The organism is Mesorhizobium sp. NPDC059054 (assembly GCF_042739215.1).
GTDB lineage: Bacteria > Pseudomonadota > Alphaproteobacteria > Rhizobiales > Rhizobiaceae > Mesorhizobium.
In genome coordinates this window covers 1,039,154-1,060,682 of sequence record NZ_JBHYHV010000001.1, presented here as the reverse complement: position 1 = coordinate 1,060,682, position 21,529 = coordinate 1,039,154, and the positions used below count along the sequence as shown (strand labels likewise).

General features: G+C 60.5%; 22 protein-coding genes. 10 read left to right on the top strand and 12 right to left on the bottom strand.

All coding sequences use genetic code 11. The features are described from left to right. Window positions 1-8: 8 nt before the first annotated feature. Together ACFWXH_RS05110 and gatB are read right to left on the bottom strand one after the other, a co-directional pair. Window positions 9-500 (bottom strand): GNAT family N-acetyltransferase, encoded by a 492-nt coding sequence (locus ACFWXH_RS05110; RefSeq protein WP_379118092.1) that lies wholly within the window; start codon window positions 498-500, stop codon window positions 9-11. Between the two features lie 5 nt (window positions 501-505). Continuing rightward, window positions 506-2,008, bottom strand: a complete 1,503-nt coding sequence (gene gatB, locus ACFWXH_RS05105; RefSeq protein ID WP_379118090.1) for an Asp-tRNA(Asn)/Glu-tRNA(Gln) amidotransferase subunit GatB — start codon at window positions 2,006-2,008, stop codon at window positions 506-508. Between the two features lie 321 nt (window positions 2,009-2,329). Here gatB and ACFWXH_RS05100 point away from each other — a divergent pair, with 321 nt between their 5' ends. From ACFWXH_RS05100 to ACFWXH_RS05085, 4 genes are all read left to right on the top strand, one after another. Further along, window positions 2,330-3,163, top strand: coding sequence for a MetQ/NlpA family lipoprotein (locus ACFWXH_RS05100; RefSeq protein WP_379118088.1), 834 nt, complete (start codon window positions 2,330-2,332; stop codon window positions 3,161-3,163). A gap of 161 nt (window positions 3,164-3,324) precedes the next feature. Beyond that, the gene (locus ACFWXH_RS05095) at window positions 3,325-4,392 is read left to right on the top strand and encodes a methionine ABC transporter ATP-binding protein (protein WP_379118968.1); all 1,068 of its coding nucleotides are present in this window, start codon (window positions 3,325-3,327) and stop codon (window positions 4,390-4,392) included. Further along, on the top strand, window positions 4,385-5,041 hold the full coding sequence (locus tag ACFWXH_RS05090; RefSeq protein WP_379118086.1) for a methionine ABC transporter permease: 657 nt from the start codon (window positions 4,385-4,387) through the stop codon (window positions 5,039-5,041). The genes ACFWXH_RS05095 and ACFWXH_RS05090 overlap by 8 nt, the downstream gene beginning before the upstream one ends. A 215-nt stretch (window positions 5,042-5,256) precedes the next feature. Next, window positions 5,257-5,514 carry a YjhX family toxin gene (locus ACFWXH_RS05085; RefSeq protein WP_054313089.1) on the top strand — a complete coding sequence of 86 codons (258 nt, stop codon included), beginning with the start codon at window positions 5,257-5,259 and terminating at the stop codon, window positions 5,512-5,514. Window positions 5,515-5,611: 97 nt separating this feature from the next. Here the strand turns inward: ACFWXH_RS05085 and ACFWXH_RS05080 are convergent, their stop codons facing one another. Together ACFWXH_RS05080 and ACFWXH_RS05075 are read right to left on the bottom strand one after the other, a co-directional pair. After that, entirely contained in the window at window positions 5,612-6,043 is a 432-nt protein-coding gene (locus tag ACFWXH_RS05080; protein ID WP_054313090.1) for a CBS domain-containing protein, read from the bottom strand. A 101-nt stretch (window positions 6,044-6,144) separates the two neighbouring features. Continuing rightward, window positions 6,145-6,870, bottom strand: a complete 726-nt coding sequence (locus ACFWXH_RS05075; protein ID WP_379118083.1) for a rhomboid family intramembrane serine protease — start codon at window positions 6,868-6,870, stop codon at window positions 6,145-6,147. A 508-nt stretch (window positions 6,871-7,378) separates the two neighbouring features. Between ACFWXH_RS05075 and ACFWXH_RS05070 the strand changes: the two genes are divergently transcribed. Beyond that, window positions 7,379-8,020: a PAS domain-containing protein gene (locus ACFWXH_RS05070; RefSeq protein WP_379118081.1), complete on the top strand. Its 642-nt coding sequence runs from the start codon at window positions 7,379-7,381 to the stop codon at window positions 8,018-8,020. Between the two features lie 110 nt (window positions 8,021-8,130). Beyond that, window positions 8,131-8,748 carry a PilZ domain-containing protein gene (locus ACFWXH_RS05065; protein WP_054313093.1) on the top strand — a complete coding sequence of 206 codons (618 nt, stop codon included), beginning with the start codon at window positions 8,131-8,133 and terminating at the stop codon, window positions 8,746-8,748. A gap of 56 nt (window positions 8,749-8,804) precedes the next feature. Here the strand turns inward: ACFWXH_RS05065 and ACFWXH_RS05060 are convergent, their stop codons facing one another. Then, window positions 8,805-13,220 carry a PAS domain-containing protein gene (locus ACFWXH_RS05060; RefSeq protein ID WP_379118079.1) on the bottom strand — a complete coding sequence of 1,472 codons (4,416 nt, stop codon included), beginning with the start codon at window positions 13,218-13,220 and terminating at the stop codon, window positions 8,805-8,807. A gap of 365 nt (window positions 13,221-13,585) precedes the next feature. On the opposite strand from ACFWXH_RS05060, the gene ACFWXH_RS05055 reads away from it, so the two are divergent. Beyond that, window positions 13,586-14,188, top strand: a complete 603-nt coding sequence (locus tag ACFWXH_RS05055; protein WP_379118077.1) for a transglutaminase-like cysteine peptidase — start codon at window positions 13,586-13,588, stop codon at window positions 14,186-14,188. A gap of 174 nt (window positions 14,189-14,362) precedes the next feature. Here ACFWXH_RS05055 and ACFWXH_RS05050 read toward each other — a convergent pair whose 3' ends face one another. Next, complete coding sequence (locus ACFWXH_RS05050) at window positions 14,363-14,890, bottom strand: gamma carbonic anhydrase family protein (RefSeq protein WP_379118075.1); 528 nt, start codon at window positions 14,888-14,890, stop codon at window positions 14,363-14,365. A gap of 183 nt (window positions 14,891-15,073) precedes the next feature. On the opposite strand from ACFWXH_RS05050, the gene ACFWXH_RS05045 reads away from it, so the two are divergent. Continuing rightward, the gene (locus ACFWXH_RS05045; protein ID WP_379118073.1) at window positions 15,074-15,814 is read left to right on the top strand and encodes a hypothetical protein; all 741 of its coding nucleotides are present in this window, start codon (window positions 15,074-15,076) and stop codon (window positions 15,812-15,814) included. A 30-nt stretch (window positions 15,815-15,844) separates the two neighbouring features. On the opposite strand, the gene ACFWXH_RS05040 is transcribed toward ACFWXH_RS05045, so the two are convergent. Both ACFWXH_RS05040 and cysE read right to left on the bottom strand, forming a co-directional pair. After that, window positions 15,845-16,048 (bottom strand): DUF3126 family protein, encoded by a 204-nt coding sequence (locus ACFWXH_RS05040; protein WP_054313098.1) that lies wholly within the window; start codon window positions 16,046-16,048, stop codon window positions 15,845-15,847. 161 nt (window positions 16,049-16,209) lie between these two features. Then, window positions 16,210-17,058: a serine O-acetyltransferase gene (gene cysE, locus ACFWXH_RS05035; RefSeq protein WP_379118071.1), complete on the bottom strand. Its 849-nt coding sequence runs from the start codon at window positions 17,056-17,058 to the stop codon at window positions 16,210-16,212. A 124-nt stretch (window positions 17,059-17,182) separates the two neighbouring features. On the opposite strand from cysE, the gene ACFWXH_RS05030 reads away from it, so the two are divergent. Continuing rightward, a complete protein-coding gene (locus ACFWXH_RS05030; protein ID WP_379118069.1) occupies window positions 17,183-17,962 on the top strand; it encodes an enoyl-CoA hydratase-related protein in 780 nt (259 codons plus the stop codon). After that, window positions 17,959-18,567, top strand: a complete 609-nt coding sequence (locus ACFWXH_RS05025; protein WP_379118067.1) for a hypothetical protein — start codon at window positions 17,959-17,961, stop codon at window positions 18,565-18,567. The genes ACFWXH_RS05030 and ACFWXH_RS05025 overlap by 4 nt, the downstream gene beginning before the upstream one ends. On the opposite strand, the gene ACFWXH_RS05020 is transcribed toward ACFWXH_RS05025, so the two are convergent. From ACFWXH_RS05020 to ACFWXH_RS05005, 4 genes are all read right to left on the bottom strand, one after another. Beyond that, complete coding sequence (locus ACFWXH_RS05020; RefSeq protein ID WP_379118065.1) at window positions 18,564-19,064, bottom strand: GNAT family N-acetyltransferase; 501 nt, start codon at window positions 19,062-19,064, stop codon at window positions 18,564-18,566. The genes ACFWXH_RS05025 and ACFWXH_RS05020 overlap by 4 nt on opposite strands. Before the next feature lie 8 nt (window positions 19,065-19,072). After that, a complete protein-coding gene (locus ACFWXH_RS05015; protein WP_379118063.1) occupies window positions 19,073-19,840 on the bottom strand; it encodes an alpha/beta fold hydrolase in 768 nt (255 codons plus the stop codon). Window positions 19,841-19,855: 15 nt separating this feature from the next. Next, the gene (locus ACFWXH_RS05010) at window positions 19,856-20,365 is read right to left on the bottom strand and encodes a DUF192 domain-containing protein (RefSeq protein ID WP_054313104.1); all 510 of its coding nucleotides are present in this window, start codon (window positions 20,363-20,365) and stop codon (window positions 19,856-19,858) included. A 307-nt stretch (window positions 20,366-20,672) separates the two neighbouring features. Beyond that, entirely contained in the window at window positions 20,673-21,269 is a 597-nt protein-coding gene (locus tag ACFWXH_RS05005) for a cold-shock protein (protein ID WP_054313105.1), read from the bottom strand. Window positions 21,270-21,529: the final 260 nt, after the last annotated feature.

Genomic DNA, 21,529 nt, shown 5'->3' with positions numbered 1-21,529 from the left:
AGGCGACTTCACCCCAACCGTTTCTCGAACACCAGCGCCGGGATGCCAGACCCGGCAGTACCGCAATCGCCGGTCTGGCCGGCCTCCACGAAACCTTTGGCCTTGTAGAAGCTGATTGCTGGCGCGTTGGCCCCCTCCACCTCCAGCCGCAGCGTGTGGGCTTCCGGAAAGCTGTCTTCGATCTCTTCCAGCAGCATGCTGCCGATGCCTTTGTGCTGGAATGCCGGCAGTACATAAAGCTGGCGCAACTTGACCACCTTGGGATCATCCGTGGCAGCAGCAAAGGCCACACCGGCGATGGTCTTGCCGTCATCGGCGACCAGGAACTCGGAGTTTGGCTGGGTCAGGCGCGCTTTGAGCGAGGCCGGCGTATGCCACTGGCTGGTGATCTCGTTCACGCGCTCCACGCCATAAATCGCATCATAGGTGGCATGCCAGGTCTCGGCGAGCAGCGCCTTGACCGCCTCGAGGTCACGCTCGCTCGCCGTGCGCACGAACATGGCGACTATTCCGTGATGCCGAGCTTGGCCTTGACGAGGTCGTTGACCGCCTGCGGATTGGCCTTGCCGCCGGTTGCCTTCATGACCTGGCCGACGAACCAGCCAGCCATCGACGGCTTGGCCTTGGCCTGCTCGACCTTGTCCGGATTGGCTGCGATCACCTCGTCCACTGCCTTTTCGATGGCACCGGTGTCCGTGACCTGTTTCATGCCGCGCGTCTCGACGAGTTCCTTCGGATCGCCACCCTCGTTCCAAACGATCTCGAACAGGTCCTTCGCGATCTTGCCGGAGATGGTGCCTTCCTTGATGAGATCAACGATGCCGCCGAGCTGCGCAGGCGAAACCGGAGTCTCTTCAATGACTTTGCCGGACTTGTTCAAGGCTCCCAGCAGGTCGTTGATGACCCAGTTCGCCACCATCTTGCCGTCGCGGCCCGCTGCCACCTGTTCGAAATAATCGGCGATCGCCTTTTCCGACACCAGGATCGAGGCGTCGTATGCTGAAAGGCCGAGCTTTTCGACAAGACGGGTCTTCTTGTCGTCCGGCAGTTCCGGCAGATGCTCGGCGAGTTCCTCGACATAGGCCTGGTCGAACTCCAGCGGCAGAAGGTCCGGGTCTGGGAAGTAGCGATAGTCGTGCGCTTCTTCCTTAGAACGCATGGATCGCGTCTCGCCCTTCACCGGATCGTACAGGCGGGTTTCCTGATCGATCTTGCCGCCATCCTCCAGGATGGCGATCTGGCGGCGCGCCTCATATTCGATGGCCTGGCCGATGAAGCGGATCGAGTTCATGTTCTTGATCTCGCAGCGCGTGCCAAAACCTTCGCCCGGCCGGCGTACCGAAACGTTGACGTCGGCGCGCAGTGAGCCTTCATCCATGTTCCCATCGCAGGTGCCAAGATAACGCACGATGGTGCGCAGCTTGGTGACGTATGCCTTGGCCTCGTCGGACGAGCGGATGTCGGGCTTCGACACAATCTCCATCAGTGCCACGCCGGAGCGGTTGAGATCGACATAGGACATGGTCGGATGCTGGTCGTGCATAGACTTACCGGCGTCCTGCTCCAGGTGCAGGCGTTCGATGCCGACCTCAATGTCCTCGAACTCGCCCTTCTTGTCGGGCCCGACGGAGACAATCACCGTGCCCTCGCCGACGATCGGCTGCTTGAACTGCGAAATCTGGTAGCCCTGCGGCAGGTCCGGATAGAAGTAGTTCTTCCGGTCAAAAACCGACTTGTGGTTGATCTGGGCTTTCAGACCGAGCCCGGTGCGGATGGCCTGACGCACGCACTCCTCGTTGATCACGGGCAGCATGCCGGGCATGGCGGCGTCGACAAGCGACACATTGGCATTGGGCTCGGCGCCGAAAGCAGTCGAGGCACCGGAGAACAGCTTGGCCTCCGAGGTCACCTGCGCATGGACTTCCATGCCGATGATGACTTCCCAGTCGCCGGTGGCGCCGGGAATCAATCGTTTGGGATCGGGCGTGCGGGTGTCGATGAGGGTCATGGAGGCCTGCATTCGGGAAGCTGAGAAAATCGTCGAATTGGGCTAGCGCAACGGGCGGCGCGAGGCAAGACACCGAAAACGCCAGCGCGCATCGCCCTGTGTAGGAAAAACTTTGCGCACCGTCATCTCGCACCTGCGAAGGCGAGGTTTGTTCTGCTCCGCAACGCGGAATCTTTAAGACGAAATTCCTGCCGTCGCGACCAGTCGGGCAAAGCGGTCCTTTGAACCGAAAGCCGGCTTTGTGGACGATAAGGACAGGCTTCGCATTCCGCGCCGCCAACCCTTTTCGCCTCCCAAGGCTATTTCTGATCGAGGACTGTTATGATCACCGCCCTTAGAAGCCCGATTACCCGCCGCGCCGGTCTCGCCGCCTTGCTGGCTTCCGCCGTCACGCTTGTCAGCCTCGCCGCACCGTCCTCCAGCTATGCCGAGGACAAGAAAACGGTGAAGGTCGGCATCATTTCCGGCGAAGACGAGGATGTCTGGCGTGTCGTCACCGCCGAAGCGGCCAAGTCGGGTCTGACCATCGAGACCGTGGTCTTCAACGACTATACCCAGCCCAACGAGGCGCTGGAGCGCGGCGAGGTCGACGCCAACGCCTTCCAGCACCAGCCTTATCTCGACAACCAGATCAAGACACAGGGCTACCACATCGTAGCGGTGGGCTATACGGGTTTGTGGCCGATCGGCCTCTATTCGAAGAAGCACACCAAGGTAGCCGAGTTGACCAAGGGCTCAGTGGTTGGCGTGCCGAACGATCCGTCGAATGAAGGGCGCGCATTGCGCGTGCTGGAGAGCCAGAAGCTGATCAAGCTGAAGGACGGCACCGGCATTCTCGCCACCACCGCGGACATCGCCGAGAACCCGAGCGGCATCGAGATCAAGGAACTCGACGCCGGCATCGTCGGCCGCTCGGTGGAAGACCTCGACGCGGCCGTCGTCAACACCGACTGGGCGCTGAAGAGCGGGCTGACGCCGGAAAATCGCATTGCCCAGGAGGCGGTGAACGACAACCCCTACCGCAACTTCATCGCCGTCAAGCAGGACAATGAGAAGGAGCCCTGGGTGAAGGCGCTGGTCGCGGCCTATCAGAACCCGACGGTGAAAGCTGAATTCGACCGTGTCTACAAAGGCACAGGCGTCGTCGCCTACTAAGGCCGATGCAGCCCTATCTCGAACGGCGAGCAGCTCGCGACCCTTGGGTCGGCGAGCTGTTTGGCTTGCAACCGTTCGATGCACCGCCACGAGAGGCGGTGCGGAAAGGATATTCCGTGAACCAGCACGTCCTAGCAGAGATACCGTTTTTGGCCGACATAGTGGGCGACGACACACCTCCTCAGCCAAGCCGTCCCGCTCTCGCAGACGGCGAGGAGATCGTGCGCCTCGTCGACCTGAAGCGCCGCTTCGGAGAGACGCCGGCACTGGAGGGCGTGTCGCTGACAGTACGCAGGGGCGAGATCCTCGGCATCATCGGCCGCAGCGGCGCTGGCAAGTCGACACTGATCCGCTGCCTGAACGGGCTGGAGCGACCGGATTCCGGCCAGGTCCATATCGAAGGTCGCGAGATCGGCCGGCTTGGCGAAAGCGAGTTGCAGCCGCTGCGACGGCGTATCGGCATGATCTTCCAGCATTTCAACCTGTTGTCCGCGAAGACGGTCGAGGACAATGTCGCGCTGCCGCTGAAAATCGCGGGACAACCGAAGGCCGCGCGCCGGGCACGCGCGGCCGAACTGCTCGAACTGGTCGGCCTTTCCGCCAAGGCGAAGGCCTATCCATCCTCCCTGTCCGGCGGCCAGAAGCAGCGTGTCGGCATTGCCCGCGCGCTGGCGGCTGAGCCCGCGCTGTTGTTGTCGGATGAAGCCACTTCGGCGCTCGATCCGGAGACGACGCGATCGATCCTGGCGCTGCTCAAGGATATCAATCGACGTTTCGGCCTGACCATCCTGCTTATCACCCACGAAATGGAAGTCATCCGCTCCATCGCCGACCGCGTGGCGGTAATCGATGCCGGCCGTATCGTCGAAGAAGGTCCGGTCTGGTCGGTCTTCGCCGATCCGCAATCAGAGATCACGCAAAGCCTGCTTGGCGGCATCCGCCCCCAATTGCCGGCCGAGATCGCCGAAAAACTCTCATCCGTTCCAGGCAAGGAAGCGATCCTGCGCGTGGATGTCGCGGGCGATGCCGCGAGACGTCCCCTGCTTTCGGAACTGGCAGTTGCCGTACCCGGCCGCTTCCGGCTGATCCACGGCGGCGTCGACCATGTCCAGGGCGAACCTGTCGGCAGCCTTTTCCTTGGCGTCGCCGCCAAGGATGGCCAGGTCGCCAAAACGCTCGATTTCCTGATCGCTCGAAATGCCAGGGCAAAGGTGCTTGGTTATGTCTGAAGTCATGCTCCAACTCCTGCTGCGGTCGCTTTGGGAGACCGTCTTGATGACGGCGGCGTCAGGTTTGATCTCGCTGGTCGCGGGTTTGCCGCTAGGGCTTGCGTTGATCGCCACCGAGCGCGGCGGCATAGCGGAGAACCTTTGGGTGAACCGCATCCTTGCCGCCATCATCAACGGCTTCCGTTCGGTGCCGTTCATCATCCTGCTCGTGGCACTGATCCCGGTGACAAGGCTGATCGTCGGCACATCCATCGGCACCTGGGCAGCGATCGTGCCGCTGTCGATCGCGGCGACGCCCTATTACGCGCGGATCGCAGAGGTCTCATTGCGCGAAGTCGACCGCGGCCTGATCGAAGCAGCACGCGCCATGGGCGGCAACCGCTGGACGATCATCCGGGAAGTGCTCGTGCCCGAGGCCCTGCCCGGCATCGTCGCCGGCTTCACCGTGACGCTGGTGACACTGGTCGGCGCGTCCGCCATGGCGGGCGCGATCGGTGCCGGCGGGCTCGGCGACCTTGCCATCCGCTATGGCTACCAGCGCTTCGAAACGACTGTCATGATCGCCGTGGTGGCCGTGCTGATCGTCTTGGTCTGCGGTATCCAGTGGCTTGGCGACCGGCTGGTTATCCGGCTGGATCATCGCGCCTGAGGTCGCCCTCACATCCAGCTGGCATTGTCCGATGATTTTGCCTATATGGCGATCATCCCATGGAGTGTGGATGTTTACTTCGTCTGAGTCCCGCTGAGGCCCCGACCTTCTCCTGAAGGCGGGGCGTGAAAACCTGAAACCCCGTGCCGCGTTCGCGTGGCTGCGGTTTTTGTTGTTGGCCGTTTTCGGCCAGGTTTTCCCGGGACCATTCCACAATGAATATTTCGCGCTTGGAACAGCGCATCCTGCACCTGCTCGCGCAGGGTGGACGCATCGAAATCGAAAAAGACGACAATCAGAAGATCGAAGCCGTGCATTGCCTTACCCGCGACGGGTGGCGCTATCCGGATTTCAGCATCCCGCTCTTCAAGAAACTGAAGCGGAGAAAAGCGGTCGCTTCCAGCAATGGTGGCCCCTATCGCATCACGCGCGAAGGGCTGAAGCTGGTGCGGTCACAGCTCGACAACCGTTGAGCAGACGCACGACCCAAGAAAAACGCCTCCCCGCGCCGATCCATCAACGGCATGGGGAGGCGTTGCTTTTTCACGCCCTCCCTTGGGAGGAACGAATTCAAGCCGTCGCGATATAGGCTTTGATCTGCTCGGCCTCGCGCTCGACCGTCTCGATGCGCCGTTTGACCACGTCGCCGATCGAGATGATGCCGTCGAGCAGGCCATCCTTTTCCACCGGCAAATGGCGGAAGCGGCCGTTGGTCATGATCTCCATGACCTCGTTGACCGTGTGGCTGGCGTTGCAGATCTTGACCTTAGGCGTCATGACGGCGCGCACTTGAAGATCGAGCGCGCCAGCGCCTTCCTTGGCGATGACACGCACCACATCGCGTTCCGAGAGAATGCCAACGATCTTGCGATCTCCATTGGTGATGACCAGCGCACCAATCCGCCGATCGGCTAGCAATCCGACCGCTTCGGTCAGTGTCGCGTTGGGGCCAAGCGTGACCACAGCGTGGCCCTTCGCCTCAAGAATTGCCTTAACAGTCATGGCGTCCTCCTCTGCAACCGTCCGTCAGCCTCAAGCGGACGGACATCGACGTCAAGCAAGGATATGGTGCGCCGTGATGGGTTGCTTTTCAAGTATTCCGATCAGCGACCATAAGCTTGCCTGCGGTCGAAGAAACGCAATCCCAGGAAGCCGGCGAGAAAGCCACCTATATGGGCTTCCCAGGCGATCTGGCTATCCTCCCCCGGCACGAAGCCAACGACGCCAGTGACGATGTTGATGACCATCCACACCGCCAGGAAGGTCAGCGCAGCGCGCGAGCGGAAGACTGCGCCGAAGGGCAGCAATGGCCCGGCGAACGCGCCTTTGCCGGACGAACGGTCGACATGGAAGGCAAAGCGGGCGGCAGCGCCCATCATACCGGAAATCGAGCCCGACGCGCCGACCAGCGGTGCCTGCATTGTCGGATGGATGACGAAAAAGAAAAAGGCTGCGGCGAAGCCGGTCACCGCGAAGAACAGGGCAAAGCGCAAAGCGCCGATGCGGTTTGCGAGCGGCGAACCGAAGGCCGCCAACCAGATCATATTCACGATCAGATGTGCCCAGCCGCCATGCAGGAAAGTGTAGGTAAACGGACTGGAAAAAGCATAAAAATCAAGGTCGTACTGACCAGAATAGCGAACCGGAATGAACGCTGCCCGAATGAGCAATTCGACATCCTGCTGCGGTGTCAGCACATAGAGGCGCAGCAGATGAACGCCCGCGCACAGCAGGATGATCGCCAGGACAATGGCCGGCAAATTGAAGATCGGCTCGCGCGACGGAGTTTCGCTGTCTTCCGGCATCTCCGTCTCTCTCGCCTCGTTCATCGTATCATTCCCGCTCTTGGCCCAATCTCGGTCCGCGAGCATGTAAGCCAAGGCGGTGCATTACACAAACGGGAGTCGTCGGAGCAATTCCAGAAAAGTGTGCTGCGGTTTTGCGTCCGGAATTGCGTAAAAAAGGCTGGAGCGTTTCCGCGTTTCCGCAAAAACGGAAAACGCTCCGGAAACGAATCAAAGTCCAGGAAACAAAGAAAAAACCGTCCGAGGTTTCCCTCGGACGGCTGGTCGAGCCCCCTTGCTCCCCTGAAAGCCTTTGACCGGAATGTCGCCACCCAAATCGGACAACGACGAAAACTGGAGTGATTTCAATCTCGCACAGACAAGTTTGAGCAGCAATGTAAACCGTTCGTTAACCTTAATGACCCCGGCCGGTTAACAAATGCCATCCAGGCTGGCACGCATCATGCTCCGCGTCCCATGTAGGTCATCGGAAAACACCCAACTGTTCCCCGATGGCACATCTGACGGAAGGATGGCGCGGAGCATATAGACTATGAACCTGAATGGATCGATCGCACTGTTCCAATATTGGAACCGGCTGCGCCACGGTCGCCCGGCACCCCGGCGAACCGAGGTAGAGCCGGCCGATATCAAGGCACTGCTGGCCGACACCTTTATTCTGGAGAAGGACACGCGTGGCGAGGCCGTCTTCCGGTTGGCCGGCACACGGCTGTGCGCCACCTATGGTCGCGAGTTGAAAGGATTCTCCTTTCCGTCGCTCTGGCGGGAAAAGGACCAGCGGCTGGTATCGCGCCTGATGCAGGGGGTGTTCGACCAGCAATCCGCCGTCCTGGTCAACTACGAAGGGATAAGCCGCGGCGGCTATTCATGCAGGTTCGAGCTCCTGGCATTGCCGCTCAACGGCGGTGCGGAGCACCCACGCTGTCTGGGTGTCGTCAATTCCGCCGAAAAGCCGTTCTGGCTAGGTGCCGACCCAATGACGGACGCAGCCATTGAATCGGTCCGCGTCATCGATCCGGACAAGGAAATGGCTGCGTTGAACAACAGAACGCCTATTGCCGCACCATCTTTGGCGCCAACGGAACTTGAGCACGCCAACCCGAGCGGTGCATTCGGCGGAGCGCGGCGCGTGCGTCATCTGGTCGTGCTCGAAGGCGGGCGGGAAGAAGAGTAAATGCTCTAAGCCGACGTTAACATTTTCAGCTTTTTTAACTTCTCATCATGTAGCGTTCCGCTGAAATTCCTCGCAACGGCGCAGGAATGCCAACGAGGTATCAAGCGGTGATGAGGTCAGCGGCGATCGAGCAGGCGCCGGCGGCGGCTGAAAGGCGCAACTTTCAGCGTGTCCGCGTGAAGATCTATGGCCGCTTCATGCTCGAGGACCGCACCGAGCACCCCTGCCAGGTCATCGACATGTCACCCGGCAATGTGGCCCTTCGCGCCGATCGGGTCGGCGATCCCGGCGAGAAGGTGATCGCTTATCTCGACCATATCGGCCGCATCGAAGGGGTGGTGACGCGCCGCCTGCAGGATGGCTTCGCCATGACCGTGGTGGCCTCGGACCGCAAGCGCGACAAGCTGGCGGCGCAACTGACCTGGCTCGCCAACAAGCATGAACTCGACCTGCCGGAAGATCGCCGCCACGAACGCGTCGCACCACGCAACCCGATGAGCGTGCTGCATCTTTCGGATGGACGCCAATATCAGTGCCGCATCATCGATCTGTCGCTGTCGGGCGCGGCAATAGAAATCGACGTCAAGCCGGCGAAGGGCGTCCAGGTTGTACTGGGCACCATGCGAGGCCAGGTCGTGCGCCATTTCGAGGAAGGCATTGCGATCGAATTCGCGGTCGTGCAGCGGCCGGAAACCCTCGATTCCGAATTCAACCGATCACGGGCGTGACCCCTACCCCGATCCGCCCGCGTCCAACGCGGATCGGTGCCTGCGACAGCGCCTGGTCAGAAGATCCTTTCCAGCGGCAGCGGCATCGCGATGGCGTAACCCTGCGCCTTGTCGAGCCCCATGACTGTCACCAGTTCGAGCGTCTTTTCGTCCTCGACCTGTTCGGCAACAGTGATCGCCCCCAGGCGATGACCGACGGCGTTGATCGATTCCACAATGGCGCGGTCGAGATCGTTTTCCGTGACCTGCCGGATGAAGCTGCCATCGATCTTCAGACCGCTGACGGGGAACTGTCTGAGATAACTGAACGAACTCAGGCCCGTGCCGAAATCGTCCAGAACGACACCGCAGCCGGCCGTGCGAGCCTTGGACAGGAATTGTTTCGCCGCCGACAGATTGTTCATGACCGCCGTTTCGGTGATCTCGAAATGCAACCGCCCCGGCGACAAGCCGGACCGGCCCAGTTCCTCCTGCAGGAACGGCCACAGGAACGGGTCGTTGAGTGAATTGGCTGACAAGTTGATGGCAAAAGACAGTTGTTCGGCTGAAGCCAGCCGCTCGCCATAGTCGCGGAATGTGGTGTGGATGACCCAACGGTCGATGTTGCCCATCAAGTCATAGTGCTCGGACGCCGGAATGAAGGCCGATGGCTCGACGATGTCGCCATCGTCGCCGAGCATTCTGAGCAGGATTTCATAGTGGGAACCATCCGAGCGTCCCCTCAGATCGCGCACTTCCTGGGCAAAGAGCCTGAAGCGATTGGCTTCGATGGCGTGGCGGATGCCTGCCGCCACCTGAACCTGGCGATGGTTGCGATGCGCCTCGCTGCCGGCGCCACCGTAGACGGAGACCTGGTTGCGGCCTGCCGTCTTGGCCGTGTAGCAGGCAATATCGGCCTGGCTCATCAATTCGTCGATGCCCAGAGCCTCTGGCCCGATGATGGTCAAGCCAATGCTGGCGCCGATCTGGTAGGTTCGATCATCCCAGACGAATTTGAGCGCCGCGAGTTGGCGCAGCAATTGCTGGGTGATCTTTTCGCCATCGGGCGCGCTGCAATCGTAGAGCAGCAGACCAAACTCATCGCCCCCCAGGCGAGCGACGATATCCTCTTCGCGGCAGGCCCGTCGCATCACATTGGCAACGTCCCGCAGCAATGCATCACCGGCGGCATGGCCGGCCGTGTCATTGACAAGCTTGAAACGGTCGAGGTCGATGAAGCACATGACATGCTCTTGCCCGCGTGAACGAGCCTGCTCGCCGGCAATCCTGAGCTCTCGTTCGAACGCGGCTCGGTTGGGCAAGCCGGTCAGGCTGTCATGGTTGGCCGAGTGCTCCAGTGCCTGCTGCAGGCTGCGCGCCTTCGTCACATCCTGGAACACCAGAACGGCACCGATGACCTCGCCGGAAGCCGTGCGCACCGGAGCGGCGGAATCGCGGACGCTGCGGCGCTCGCCATCGCGACCGATCAGGATTGCCCCCTCGTTCAGATAGAAAGGCTGCAAACGGTTGAGGCAGGTTTCGACAGGGTCCGGGATCGCATCGCCGGTCTGCTCGTCGACGATCCGGAAGACATCGCGCAACGCCATGCCAGCCGCCTCGCTGGCCGGCCACCCCGTCATTTCCTCGGCGATCGGGTTCATGAAGGTGATACGCGCCTGCGCGTCGGTCGAAATCACCGAATCGCCGATCGAGTGCAGCGTGATGCGCAACCGCTCCTTTTCCTCGAACACAGCTTGGACCAACTCGACATGATCGGTGATGTCCCAGTTCATGCCGACGGCGCGCAAGGGCGCCCCGTTTTCGTCTCGTGTCAACTTGGCGAGCGAGCGGATGTGACGCATCGTTCCGGAACGTTGGCGCCGGATACGCAAATCCATGGAAAAGATCGATGTTTCCAGAACCCCGAGTTCATAGCGACGCAGCACTTCCGGCACGTCGTCGGGGTGAATGAAGGTCATCCAGTGGTCGAGCGTACCGTCGAAACCGTCACGCGACAGTTCATACAGCTCATACATGCGTTCGTCCCAGGTGAAATGCCCGGTGGCGAAGTCGAGATCGAAAATACCAGCCTCGGATGCCTCGACAGCCAGTTGCAGACGCTGGTTCAATGCCAGGATCGCCTGTTCGGCCTCCTTGCGCGCGGTGATATCGGAATGGGTACCGATGCAGCGCAGCGGCTTACCGTCCTCACTGCGTTCGATTACCTTGCCGCGATCGAAAATCCAGCGCCACGTGCCATCCTTGGCACGCATGCGGTGTTCGAGCACAAAATCGGTGGTCTCGTTGCGAAAATGCTTTTCGATGATTTGCATGCAGCGGGGTAGGTCTTCGGGATGCACGCGCTCCGACCAGTCATCCACGGCGTTGCCGACTTCGTCGTCCTGATAGCCCAGCATGCTCTTCCAGCGCTGGGAGTAGAAAACATAGCCGGTTTCCAGGTTCCAGTCCCAGATGCCGTCGCCGGCACCGTCGACCGCGAATTGCCAGCGCATCTCGCTCCTGCGCAGTGCGGCTTCAGCCGCCTTGGCATCGGTGATGTTGCGCGAGATACCGACAGTGCCGGTGATTTCGCCTTTCTCATTCAAACGTGGCGCCTTGGTCGACGAATATGTGTGCAGCATGCCATCGACCAGCACCGTCTCTTCGACGGTAAGCACCTTGCCTGTCTCCATGACGTGCTTGTCGTGTGCAACCACCACATCCGCCGTCGATTTCGGAAAAACCTGATGATCCACCCGGCCCAAAATGTCAGCGCTTGACCGCCCGGCAAGTTCTTCGACCGATGCGTTGGCGAGCAGGTAACGACCTTCGATATCCTTGGCGTAGATCAGATCGGGCGTTCCGCCCATGACCGCTTCCAAAAGCGCGAGTGCGTCGTGCAGTTGCTTCGAACGCTCGATCTGCTCGGTGATGTCCCAGCAAACGCCGACAAAGCGTTGAACGGCACCATTGCTGTCACGGATTGCCTTGGTAGCAACGCGGATATGGTGGACCTCGCCCGAAACCGGATGGATCGCTCTGTATTCGATCGAAGTGAATGTATCCCGCGACTGCGCGAAGGCATTTGTCCGCTCTCGCACGCGCGGGATATCTTCTGGGTGAAGCAGATTGAAAAAGCTCTCACGCGACCCGTCGAAAGTCTCCCGAGTCACGCCGTGCAACGCATAGGCACGCTCGTCCCATTTGCGCAGACCCGTTGATTGGTCGACATCGAAAGTACCGATCCGACCTGCCTCGAGAGCGAGTTGCAGACGATCGGTCACGCCGGAAAGCTGCTCGAGCGTTTCGTGTAATTCGTCCGCCCGCTCAACATCGCCGGTAATGTCCCAACAGGCACCGATGCCCCGGCGCACCGAGCCATCGGCATTGCGCTGCAAATGCACGGACACACGGATGTGCCTGTATTTGCCGGATTTCGGTAACCTCACCCGGTAGTCGACTTGGTAGCGGGGCTTTCCTTCAAGCGCTTCGGTGCGAACCTGCTCGACCCGTTGCGCATCGTCAGGGTGGAGCAACCTGTTGAACCCCTCCTCCGTGCGATCGAACGTTTTCGCCGTCACACCGTGCAATTCGAGGGTGCGGGCGTCCCAGTGCCGGAACCCCGACGGGTAGTCGACATAGAAAATGCCGATTCCGCCGGCCTCCAGCGCGATCTCGAGCCGTTCCGATGCGCTGGCAAGCTGCTCCTCTATCTCCTTCTGATGCGAAACGTCAGCGATTGTACCGATGAGCCGGTGCGCCCGTCCGTCCGGTGTGCGCTCGACGACTTTTCCACGCGCCCGGATCCAGACCCAATGCCCGTCTTCGTGGCGGAGTCGATAGATTTGGTCATGTGCGGGCAGCAGCCCTTTGATAACGTCCTTCGTAGCGAGGCCAACTCGATCGCGATCATCGGGGTGCACTCTTTCCCGCCATTCTACAGCATCGATCGTCATTTCGCCCGGATCGAGACCAAGCATGGTCCGCATCTGCGCAGAAATCCACATTTGACCGGCGAGGATATCGTTGTCCCAAACAGCTTGCCCGGAACTGAGCAACGCCTCGGTCAGACGGCGCTCATTCTCTTCCACCGCCTGCTCGGCCTGCTTGCGCGCCTCGATGTCAACGATCTGCAGGATGAAGCGAAAAGGTGTACCGGCGATGGCCTCGGACAGGCTGTTCAGCCCATGAAAAACGCTGCCGTCGGCGCGCAGATAGCGGCGCTCTACCCCGTACTCGGCGACCAGCGGATCGGCAAAGCCATCGCGGTTATCGGTGTGGACGATATTCAGAAGATGGAGACCGGCGCAGTCACCTGGATCACGGCCGAATAACCGACAGAAAGCCTCGTTTGCATAGAGGCAATGGCCTTCTTCACCGAGCAACGCCATCGCAACAGCTGCCCTGTCGATAATGCCGAGCAGCAACTCATCACCTTGCGGAAGAACCGGAGCCCAGGGGCTGCCGGACCTTTGCTTGGTTTCCTTGTCCATTGCCGTCTCTTGACTGTCCCTCAAACAACTTCAAGTGGCAAAAATCGCTGATCGCAGTTGAAGGCTTGCACCCATGTCCGGGCGAGCGCAAGCCCCCGTTTCAAACTGTGCGCTTTCCAGCGTCCCACCGCCGACAAGACGATCGCGTTACAACGCAATCGGTAGACCATCGGCACTCCATCGCGCAGATAAAAGCCCGGCAGCGATATGGTTAAGAAACCCTAACAAAAATCGTAACTATTTTATACTTATTCAATTTGAGATAGTTTATAATTCATTCCACGTTTTACTCAATATCTACTGCGTGGTTTTGCGTCAAATAAATCCGACCGTGGCATTGTCGCTTCAAACGGGGAGACGACAGTATGGACGGATTTGGACGCAAGCTGCTGTTCGCAGTAGCGGTGCTGGTCGGCGCGGTGGGGACCGCAAAGGCTGGCGGCAACTATATGCCGACCGGCGCTCGCACGACGCAGCCCGTCGGTCACTACCAGCTCTGCCAGCAAATGCCGGAAGAGTGCAATCAGCGCACACAGAAGGGCGCGCCGACCGAGCTTTCCCGCAAGCTGTGGGCGACGATGATTTCGATCAACAATGGCGTGAACACCAAGGTGAAGCCTGTCACCGATCTCGAAGCCTATGGCGTCGAGGAATATTGGGCCTATCCGGACAAGGGTTATGGCGACTGCGAGGATTATGCGCTGGAAAAGCGCCGTCAGTTGATGAAGGCAGGCGTTCCTGCCGGAGATCTACTGATCACGGTAGCTCGCCAGCCGAATGGTGACGGCCACGCCGTGCTTACGGTACGCACTTCGATGGGCGACTTCGTGCTCGACAATCTGCAGCCGAAGGTCCTGCTCTGGAGCAAGACGCCCTACACCTATCTCAAGCGCCAGTCCGTGACGAACTCCGGCGTTTGGGTGACGATCACCGATGGCGGGGCCGATGCGGTCGCCAGTGTCCGCTGACATCAGCCGAGGCTGAACCCAGCTTCACGCGGTCAAGAACGTCACGGAAACCCGGTCGAGTCCCCACCTTCCCCGTCCCCGACGACCGGGTCAAGGAGCCGGCCCAGTCCCCGGGCCGGCTCCGCCTTTCAAAAGAAGTTGCGCTTCGATCGGCTTCTGCGGCCCTGGCTGAAGTCAGATCTCAATCAATCCGGCTTTGAAGCGCTTGCCGTTGGCGACATAGTGGGCAGCCGAATTGCGCAAGCCTGCAACGGCGTTGTCGTCGAGGCTGCGGACCACGCGCGCGGGCGAGCCGACGATCAGCGAATTATCCGGAAATGCCTTACCCTCTGTGACCAGCGAACCGGCGCCGACAAGGCAATTGTTGCCGATCCTCGCGCCATTCAGCACGATGGCACCCATGCCGATCAAGCTGTTGTCGCCGATGGTGCAACCATGCAGCATGGCGCGGTGGCCGACGGTGCAGCCAGCGCCAATGGTCAACGGAAAGCCGATATCGGTGTGCATGATAGTGTGTTCCTGCACATTGGTGTCGTCGCCGATGAGGATCGGCTCGTTGTCGCCTCGGATCACCACACCGAACCAGATGCCGGCATTGCGGCCGAGCGTGATATCGCCGATCAGCGTCGCGTCGGGCGCGATCCAGTTGCTCTCGGCGTCGACAAGGTGCGGCGCCTTTCCGTCCAGTGCATAAAGCGGCATTGTTCTCTCAAAACCTCGAAAATTAGGTCGCGCGGACAGTAGAGGACGGCCTGCGGGCGTGACAAGCGCGGCCCGGTCTTTACCGTCCATTTACCATAAATCCTCACAGTCCTACCTGACCGTCGGCCTGCCGGAATCGTCCATGTGCGACATGAGGAACAGGCCACAACCTTCGGGATACAGATGAACAAACCCGCAACCGACGCGCCCGAATTCACGGTTGTCGATTCGGCAGTGATGGTGAAAGTGTTTTACGCCTTCGCGGTGGTGGCGCTGCTTTCGGTGGCTATCAGCGTTGCCGGCAAATGGCTGGGCCGTTCCATTGCCATGGGCGGCTATTCCGACGATACAAAAGTGTATGAGGTGGTCATCGGCAACAATGTGCTGGCCATGCCTGCCAATGTCATCCGCTTCGACAAGGCACGCCGCGACGGCGTCACCGATCGGCTCGATCTTTATCTGCGCTACCCCAAGATGGATGGCTACAGCGTCCCAGCTCGGGACGATTTCAACAATGCGCGCGGCAAGCGCACCGTCCTGTTTTTGACCTTCGAAGAACAGGCGATGTCGCGCGACATGAGCGGTCGCTACGCGCCGATCTATTCGTCGCTGATCGTACAGCCCGGCAAACCTGGTCCTGGCAGCACCACGCTTTACGACTTCGCCGAAAAGTCCGGCTATCTCAACGAGACCTTGGCGGTGGCTGAACGTCCCGGCCAGGCGCCATTCGTCGCGCGCTGTCTTGCCGGCGCAAGCGCAGAGCAGTCGCTCGCTCCCTGCGAACGCGACGTGCTCGTCGGCGAACGGCTGAGCCTCACTTACCGGTTTCCGAAAGAATTCCTGGCCGACTGGCCGGCCCTGGACGCGGCGGTCCTGGGCTTTGCGGCACGCACGCTGAAGACAGGCGCGACGCTGAAGAAGTGAGGGGCGCCGGAAGACGGCGCCCGTCTCGTATCAGCCGAGATCGATGTCGAGGATCGCCATCGAGAAATTGTAATCGCCCTCTTCTTCGTCCTTGTAGACCAGACCGAGGAACTCGTCGCCGATGTAGAGCTCGGCCGAATCTTCCTTGCGCGGACGCGCCTTCACTTCGAGGTTCGGATTCTGGAAGACACGCTTGAAATAGGCGTCCAGCTTTCTGATTTCGTCGGGTTTCAACGGCTTTCTCCGCTTAGGAAATGGCTGCCCGGCACCGTCCCGGCGCTCACGGCGTTCCGCGCTTCTGGCACGGTAAGGATGGCGATGTAAAGGCGAACTGCCCTAATGGTGACAAGGGGCTGCCGCGCAATGGAACAGCTCCCGCAACAAGGCGCCGGATTTCAGATGTCGAATGAAACGACATGCTCCATCGACTGCGACGGCAGCAACTGGTCCATCTGACGGGACGGCTGGTCGCAGCCGGTCTCGCCTACGACACGCGCAGGCACGCCGGCAACCGTTTTGTTGTGCGGCACCGCCGAGAGTACGACGGAACCCGCCGCTACCTTCGAGCAATGGCCGATCTCGATGTTGCCGAGGATCTTGGCGCCTGCGCCGATCAGGACACCGTGGCGGATCTTGGGATGACGGTCGCCACCGGCCTTGCCGGTGCCGCCGAGCGTTACGCCATGCAGGATGGAGACGTCGTCTTCGATGACTGCCGTCTCGCCGACGACGAAGCCGGTGGCATGGTCGAGGAAGATGCCCTTGCCGATGCGGGCCGCCGGGTTGATGTCGGTCTGGAAGACGGAAGACGAGCGGCTCTGCAGGTAGAGCGCGAAATCCCGGCGGCCGTGGTTCCAAAGCCAGTGCGCCAGACGATGCGTCTGGATCGCGTGGAAACCCTTGAAGTAAAGGACCGGCATCAGATAGCGGTCGCAAGCGGGATCACGGTCGAAATAGGCCTGGATGTCGGTACGCACCACATCGGACCAGCCGACCTGGTCGTCCAGCATTGCTTTGAAGGTCTGGCGGATCAGGTCTGCGCCGACATCCTGATGCGCCAGCCGCTCGGCAAGGCGATGGATCACAGCCTCTTCCAGCGTCTCCTGATTCAGGATGGTGGCATAGAGAAAAGCGGCCAGCAGAGGGTCGCGATTGACTGCCTCGGTGGCCTCGTCGCGAATGGAGCGCCAGATCGGGTCGACCGGCTTCAACAGGCTGGAACGGGCGATACCGACGCTGTTCATGGATAGTCTCCGCTGGCGGCTTGTCTTATCCGGCCGGTCCTATAAGCCATATCATAGCACGGGTGAACTCAATTTTCCTTATTGCTAGTTCAAATGGTTTTGGGTGGCTGGATTTCAATCGGGCATGGAAAACGAACCCTTGATTGTCAAGATCGCCAACAACGTGGCCTCCGTTCGCATCAACCGACCGCAGAAAAAGAACGCCATCACCTTCGCCATGTGGCAGGCACTGTTCTCCACATTCGAAGCTCTGTCGGCCGATGCGTCTGTACGGGTCATCACATTGAGCGGCGCGGGAGCCGATTTTTCGGCCGGTGCAGACATCGCTGAATTCGACACGCTGCGTGACGGCGACAATGCGCGCGTCTACGAAGCCGCCAATTCCGCCGCTTTCGCCGCCATTCGCAATGCCCGCATGCCGGTGATCGCAGCGCTGCATGGCGTGTGCTTCGGCGGCGGTTTCGGCCTCGCTGCTGCAGCGGATCTGAGGATTGCGACGCCCGATGCACTGTTTGCCGTGCCGGCCGCTAAGCTTGACCTTGCTTATCCTCAGGATGCCATGCGCGACATCGTCGGCGCCGTTGGGCCGCAGATGGCGCGTTATCTTACCTTCACCGGCAATCGCGTCGATGCCGAGACCGCGCTCAAGGCGGGTTTCCTGCTTGAAATCGTCGCCCGGGAAGAGCTTGAACGACGCGTTGCCGAACTCGCGGCGACCATCGCGGCCAATGCCCCGCTTTCGGTGCGCGCGTCCAAACTGGCCATTCATGCGGAGCTCAGCGACGACGCCACCGATAGCGAACTTGCCCGTGCGGCCGGAGACCTGACCTTCGCCAGCGTCGACTATTCCGAAGGCCGTGCCGCCTTCCAGGCGCGCCGCAAGCCGGAGTTCATCGGCCAGTGAGAGCTTCCTTGATCACGCCGGCATTGAGGACCGAACTTTCGGCACTCTATCGTGCCGAAGACCGCCATTATCACGGCATCAACCACATCAAGTCACTCCTCGGCTTGCTCGACGAATACCGCCCCTCCTTTTCTGACCCCGAGGCAATAGAGGCTGCGATCTGGTTCCATGACGCGATTTATGACAGCCGGGCCAAGGACAACGAGGCGCGTAGTGCCGATCTCGCGCGCGAAAAGCTGGCAGGGATCGCCGATGCAGAACGGCTCAACCGTATTGCCCTGACCATCGAGGCTACCGCCACGCATACTGTTCCAGACATAGAACCTGAGACGGCAAGGCAAGACGCGGCGCTTCTACTGGACATGGATTTGTCGATCCTCGGCACCGCACCCGAAACGTTCGATGCCTACGAGGCGGCAGTGCGCCGCGAATATGCATGGGTGGAGGAACCGCTGTGGATTGCCGGGCGCGGTGCGGTGCTGAAGACCTTTCTTGAGCGCGAACATATTTTCCACACCGACATTTTTCGCAGCCGCTTCGAGGAGCAGGCGCGGAAGAATCTCAGGCGCTCTGTCAATGTGCTTGAGGCACGCTCCGGCAGTTAATCCGGAAACCTCTCCATCCGCCTTTCGCGAATGGCAAAGCCGGCGCGCAGATAGACGGACAACGCCTTGGGATGATCATTGGTATCGGTGTGCAGCCATACGCGCTCCGGCTGGCTGGCCCAGACCGCACGCAACGAACCGTCCAGCAGATAGGGCCCCAACCTCTTCCCCCGGAAGGCATCGACCAAGCCGAAATGGGCCAGTTCGACGACCGGCTCGCCGACGCCGTTGAATTCGCAGAAGCCAGCGGCGACGCCATCGACCCGCAGGACGTTCAGCCATGTGGACGGGCTGGCCAACAGGACCGCGAGATCATTCTTCGGCATGCGCAGCCTCTGATCCCAATCCAGCGACGCGCCGACCGCGCGATAAAGATCCAGGTAGTCGACGAGCGGGAGGTTTTCGCGCTTCAGGCAGGCCGCGCTATCTGGACTGCTCAGTGCCGCCCCCGACGGCGACGCAGTCATATCCAGATATGTTACGAGAAGGTCGACCATCACGCCGTTCAGAGCGGGTGTTCGGCGTAAAACTCCAGCACCCGCTTCTTGAAGGTGCGGTCCCCTACCGACAGCATGTGATCGCGTCCTTCGATGTGGAATGCCACCGCGTTGGGCATCAGCGCCGCGAGGTCGTCGGCCGAACCGGCGATGTCGTCGGTCGTGCCGACCGCCACCAGCGTTGGTTGCGCGATGCGCGAAACCTCGTCCTCGGAAAGCAGTTCTCGCGAGGTGACGATGCAGGCGGCAAGCGCCTCACGGTCGCTCCTGGTCTGGTCGGCAAAGCTGCGGAACATCTTGCCGCGTGTGTGCGTGATGGCGGCGGCATCCGGCGCCATCAGTGCTTCGGCGATCGGATCCCAGTCGCCAACGCCGTCGACCATACCGATGCCCAATCCGCCCAGCACCAGCGTGGCGACCTTGTCGGGGTTGGAAAGCGCGAGGAACGCTGACACGCGCGCGCCCATGGAGTAGCCCATCACATGAGCCCGCTCGATGCCGAGATGGTCGAGCAATGCCGCCGCATCCGAAGCCATCTTGTCTGGCGTATAATCCGCGCCTTCATAGCTTTTCGTCGATGCGCCATGGCCGCGATGATCGAAGGCGATGGCACGGTAGCCGGCATCGTTCAGCGTCTTGAACCAGCCCGGCGAGACCCAGTTGACATAGTGGCTGGAAGCAAAGCCGTGGATCATCAATACCGGATCGCCGCTACCTGTGGCAGGTTGACGATCAAGAAACGCGAGGTCGAAGCCGTCATGACTGAAAAACTGCATTGCGTGGAATGACCTTCAGTTGATGCCAGAAACAGCGTTGACGGCGGGGTGCTTGACCAGGTCGCCTTCCTTGATGTTTTCGCGCTCAGCGGTGCCGGCTTTCAATTCCAGGACGAAACGCACCGGTTCATTGGGCGCAATGACGGCCTCCGATTGCGGCTCACCCTGGCGGATCGCCTTGATGCGGCCATCCTGCCCGATGAACAGCAGATCAAGCTGCATCGGAGTGTTCTTCATCCAGAAACCGACGCCTTCGGTTTGCGGGAAGACGAACAGCATGCCGCGGTCGTTCGGCATGGTCTGGCGGAACATCAGCCCAGCTTCGCGCTCCGCATCGTCGTCGGCGATCTCGATCTGGAACGGACGGTCGCCCTTGGCGGTGACCGCCACCAGCGGCACCGGGTCGACGGGTAACATCATCGCCTGTCCTTCCGCCGCCATCGACCTGCCGGCGAGAAGAAACACAACAGCCATGACAGCGAGGCTGAACCGCGGCAGGAATTGCCAAAGCGAAAATCGAACCATTTCCAATCCTTGCTCGAGACCAACCCGAGGCCTCACCCTAGAGCAATTCCGGCAAAAGTGTGTAGCGGTTTTGCGTCCGGAATTGCGTAAAAACAAAGAGTTGGAGCGTTTCCGTGAAAAATGGAAGCGCTCTAGACAGCACACGAACCGGCGCAAGCGCCTTGCAATATGGTGCCCCAGCAAAGCCAGGCAATGGCCGATAAAATTGTGACGTCGGCCAATGGCCACATCCATGCATCGGCGGCAAGTACTGGATAAACAAAAGGCCGCATAAGCGGCCTGGTTCTCAAGAATGCTGCAGGGGCGCCTAGTGAGCCACCGGCAGCGTTCCCATATCCGGATGGATTTCCGCCGCCATCAGGCCCTTGTCACCGCGACCGTAGCGCACAAGGACAACCTGACCGGGCCTGAGCTCCGTCACACCGTAGCGGCGCAGCGTTTCCATATGCACGAAGATATCCTCGGTGCCCTCACCCCGGCTCAGGAAACCAAAGCCCTTGGTGCGGTTGAACCACTTGACCAGCGCGCGCTCCAGCCCGCTTTCCGGCGTGACTGTAACGTGCGTGCGCTGCTCCTGCTGTTCGGCTGGATGGACTGCCGTCGAGGTATCCATCGAGAGAACGCGAAATGCCTGCAGGCCACGGTCGCCCTGCTTGACGAGGCAGACCACGCGCGCGCCCTCCAGCGCCGTCTGGAAGCCGTCGCGTCGCAAGCACGTTACATGCAGCAGAATATCGCCGGAGACACCGTCGTCAGGAAGAATAAAGCCGTATCCCTTGGCAACATCGAACCATTTGATCGCGCCGGAAACCTCCAGCAGATCCGCGGATTCGCCGATCTCGTCATGTCCAGCGGTGTCGCCAAGAGGCGCATCCCGACCGGCCAGAGAGGCTTTTTCCCCCATCAGAATGCCCCCTTTCTCCGAAACTGCAGCCACTGATTCTTTACACGAGATTAACACTTCGGCTTCCCGGGTGTGCAAGACCTGACGTGCCTTTTTTCACCAGCTCATTCTAAGATATATTCAATCAGCCTCATATAGACTGTTTGTTGGCTGCCGTTACGTTGCTTTTCCGCGTTGCAGCATACACCGACCACCCCTATGGTGCGCGCGATCCTAAGCAGACTTGCGCAGCTTCGCCAACGCTTCGTCAGCTTAGCTTG

Bases quoted from the DNA above. Each gene is read 5' to 3' on its own strand.
- ACFWXH_RS05110 (WP_379118092.1), bottom strand. From the start codon at position 500: ATGTTCGTGCGCACGGCGAGCGAGCGTGACCTCGAGGCGGTCAAGGCG.
- gatB (WP_379118090.1), bottom strand. From the start codon at position 2,008: ATGACCCTCATCGACACCCGCACGCCCGATCCCAAACGATTGATTCCC.
- ACFWXH_RS05100 (WP_379118088.1), top strand. From the start codon at position 2,330: ATGATCACCGCCCTTAGAAGCCCGATTACCCGCCGCGCCGGTCTCGCC.
- ACFWXH_RS05090 (WP_379118086.1), top strand. From the start codon at position 4,385: ATGTCTGAAGTCATGCTCCAACTCCTGCTGCGGTCGCTTTGGGAGACC.
- ACFWXH_RS05085 (WP_054313089.1), top strand. From the start codon at position 5,257: ATGAATATTTCGCGCTTGGAACAGCGCATCCTGCACCTGCTCGCGCAG.
- ACFWXH_RS05080 (WP_054313090.1), bottom strand. From the start codon at position 6,043: ATGACTGTTAAGGCAATTCTTGAGGCGAAGGGCCACGCTGTGGTCACG.
- ACFWXH_RS05075 (WP_379118083.1), bottom strand. From the start codon at position 6,870: ATGAACGAGGCGAGAGAGACGGAGATGCCGGAAGACAGCGAAACTCCG.
- ACFWXH_RS05070 (WP_379118081.1), top strand. From the start codon at position 7,379: ATGAACCTGAATGGATCGATCGCACTGTTCCAATATTGGAACCGGCTG.
- ACFWXH_RS05065 (WP_054313093.1), top strand. From the start codon at position 8,131: ATGAGGTCAGCGGCGATCGAGCAGGCGCCGGCGGCGGCTGAAAGGCGC.
- ACFWXH_RS05060 (WP_379118079.1), bottom strand. From the start codon at position 13,220: ATGGACAAGGAAACCAAGCAAAGGTCCGGCAGCCCCTGGGCTCCGGTT.
- ACFWXH_RS05055 (WP_379118077.1), top strand. From the start codon at position 13,586: ATGGACGGATTTGGACGCAAGCTGCTGTTCGCAGTAGCGGTGCTGGTC.
- ACFWXH_RS05050 (WP_379118075.1), bottom strand. From the start codon at position 14,890: ATGCCGCTTTATGCACTGGACGGAAAGGCGCCGCACCTTGTCGACGCC.
- ACFWXH_RS05045 (WP_379118073.1), top strand. From the start codon at position 15,074: ATGAACAAACCCGCAACCGACGCGCCCGAATTCACGGTTGTCGATTCG.
- cysE (WP_379118071.1), bottom strand. From the start codon at position 17,058: ATGAACAGCGTCGGTATCGCCCGTTCCAGCCTGTTGAAGCCGGTCGAC.
- ACFWXH_RS05030 (WP_379118069.1), top strand. From the start codon at position 17,183: ATGGAAAACGAACCCTTGATTGTCAAGATCGCCAACAACGTGGCCTCC.
- ACFWXH_RS05020 (WP_379118065.1), bottom strand. From the start codon at position 19,064: ATGGTCGACCTTCTCGTAACATATCTGGATATGACTGCGTCGCCGTCG.
- ACFWXH_RS05015 (WP_379118063.1), bottom strand. From the start codon at position 19,840: ATGCAGTTTTTCAGTCATGACGGCTTCGACCTCGCGTTTCTTGATCGT.
- ACFWXH_RS05010 (WP_054313104.1), bottom strand. From the start codon at position 20,365: ATGGTTCGATTTTCGCTTTGGCAATTCCTGCCGCGGTTCAGCCTCGCT.
- ACFWXH_RS05005 (WP_054313105.1), bottom strand. From the start codon at position 21,269: ATGGGGGAAAAAGCCTCTCTGGCCGGTCGGGATGCGCCTCTTGGCGAC.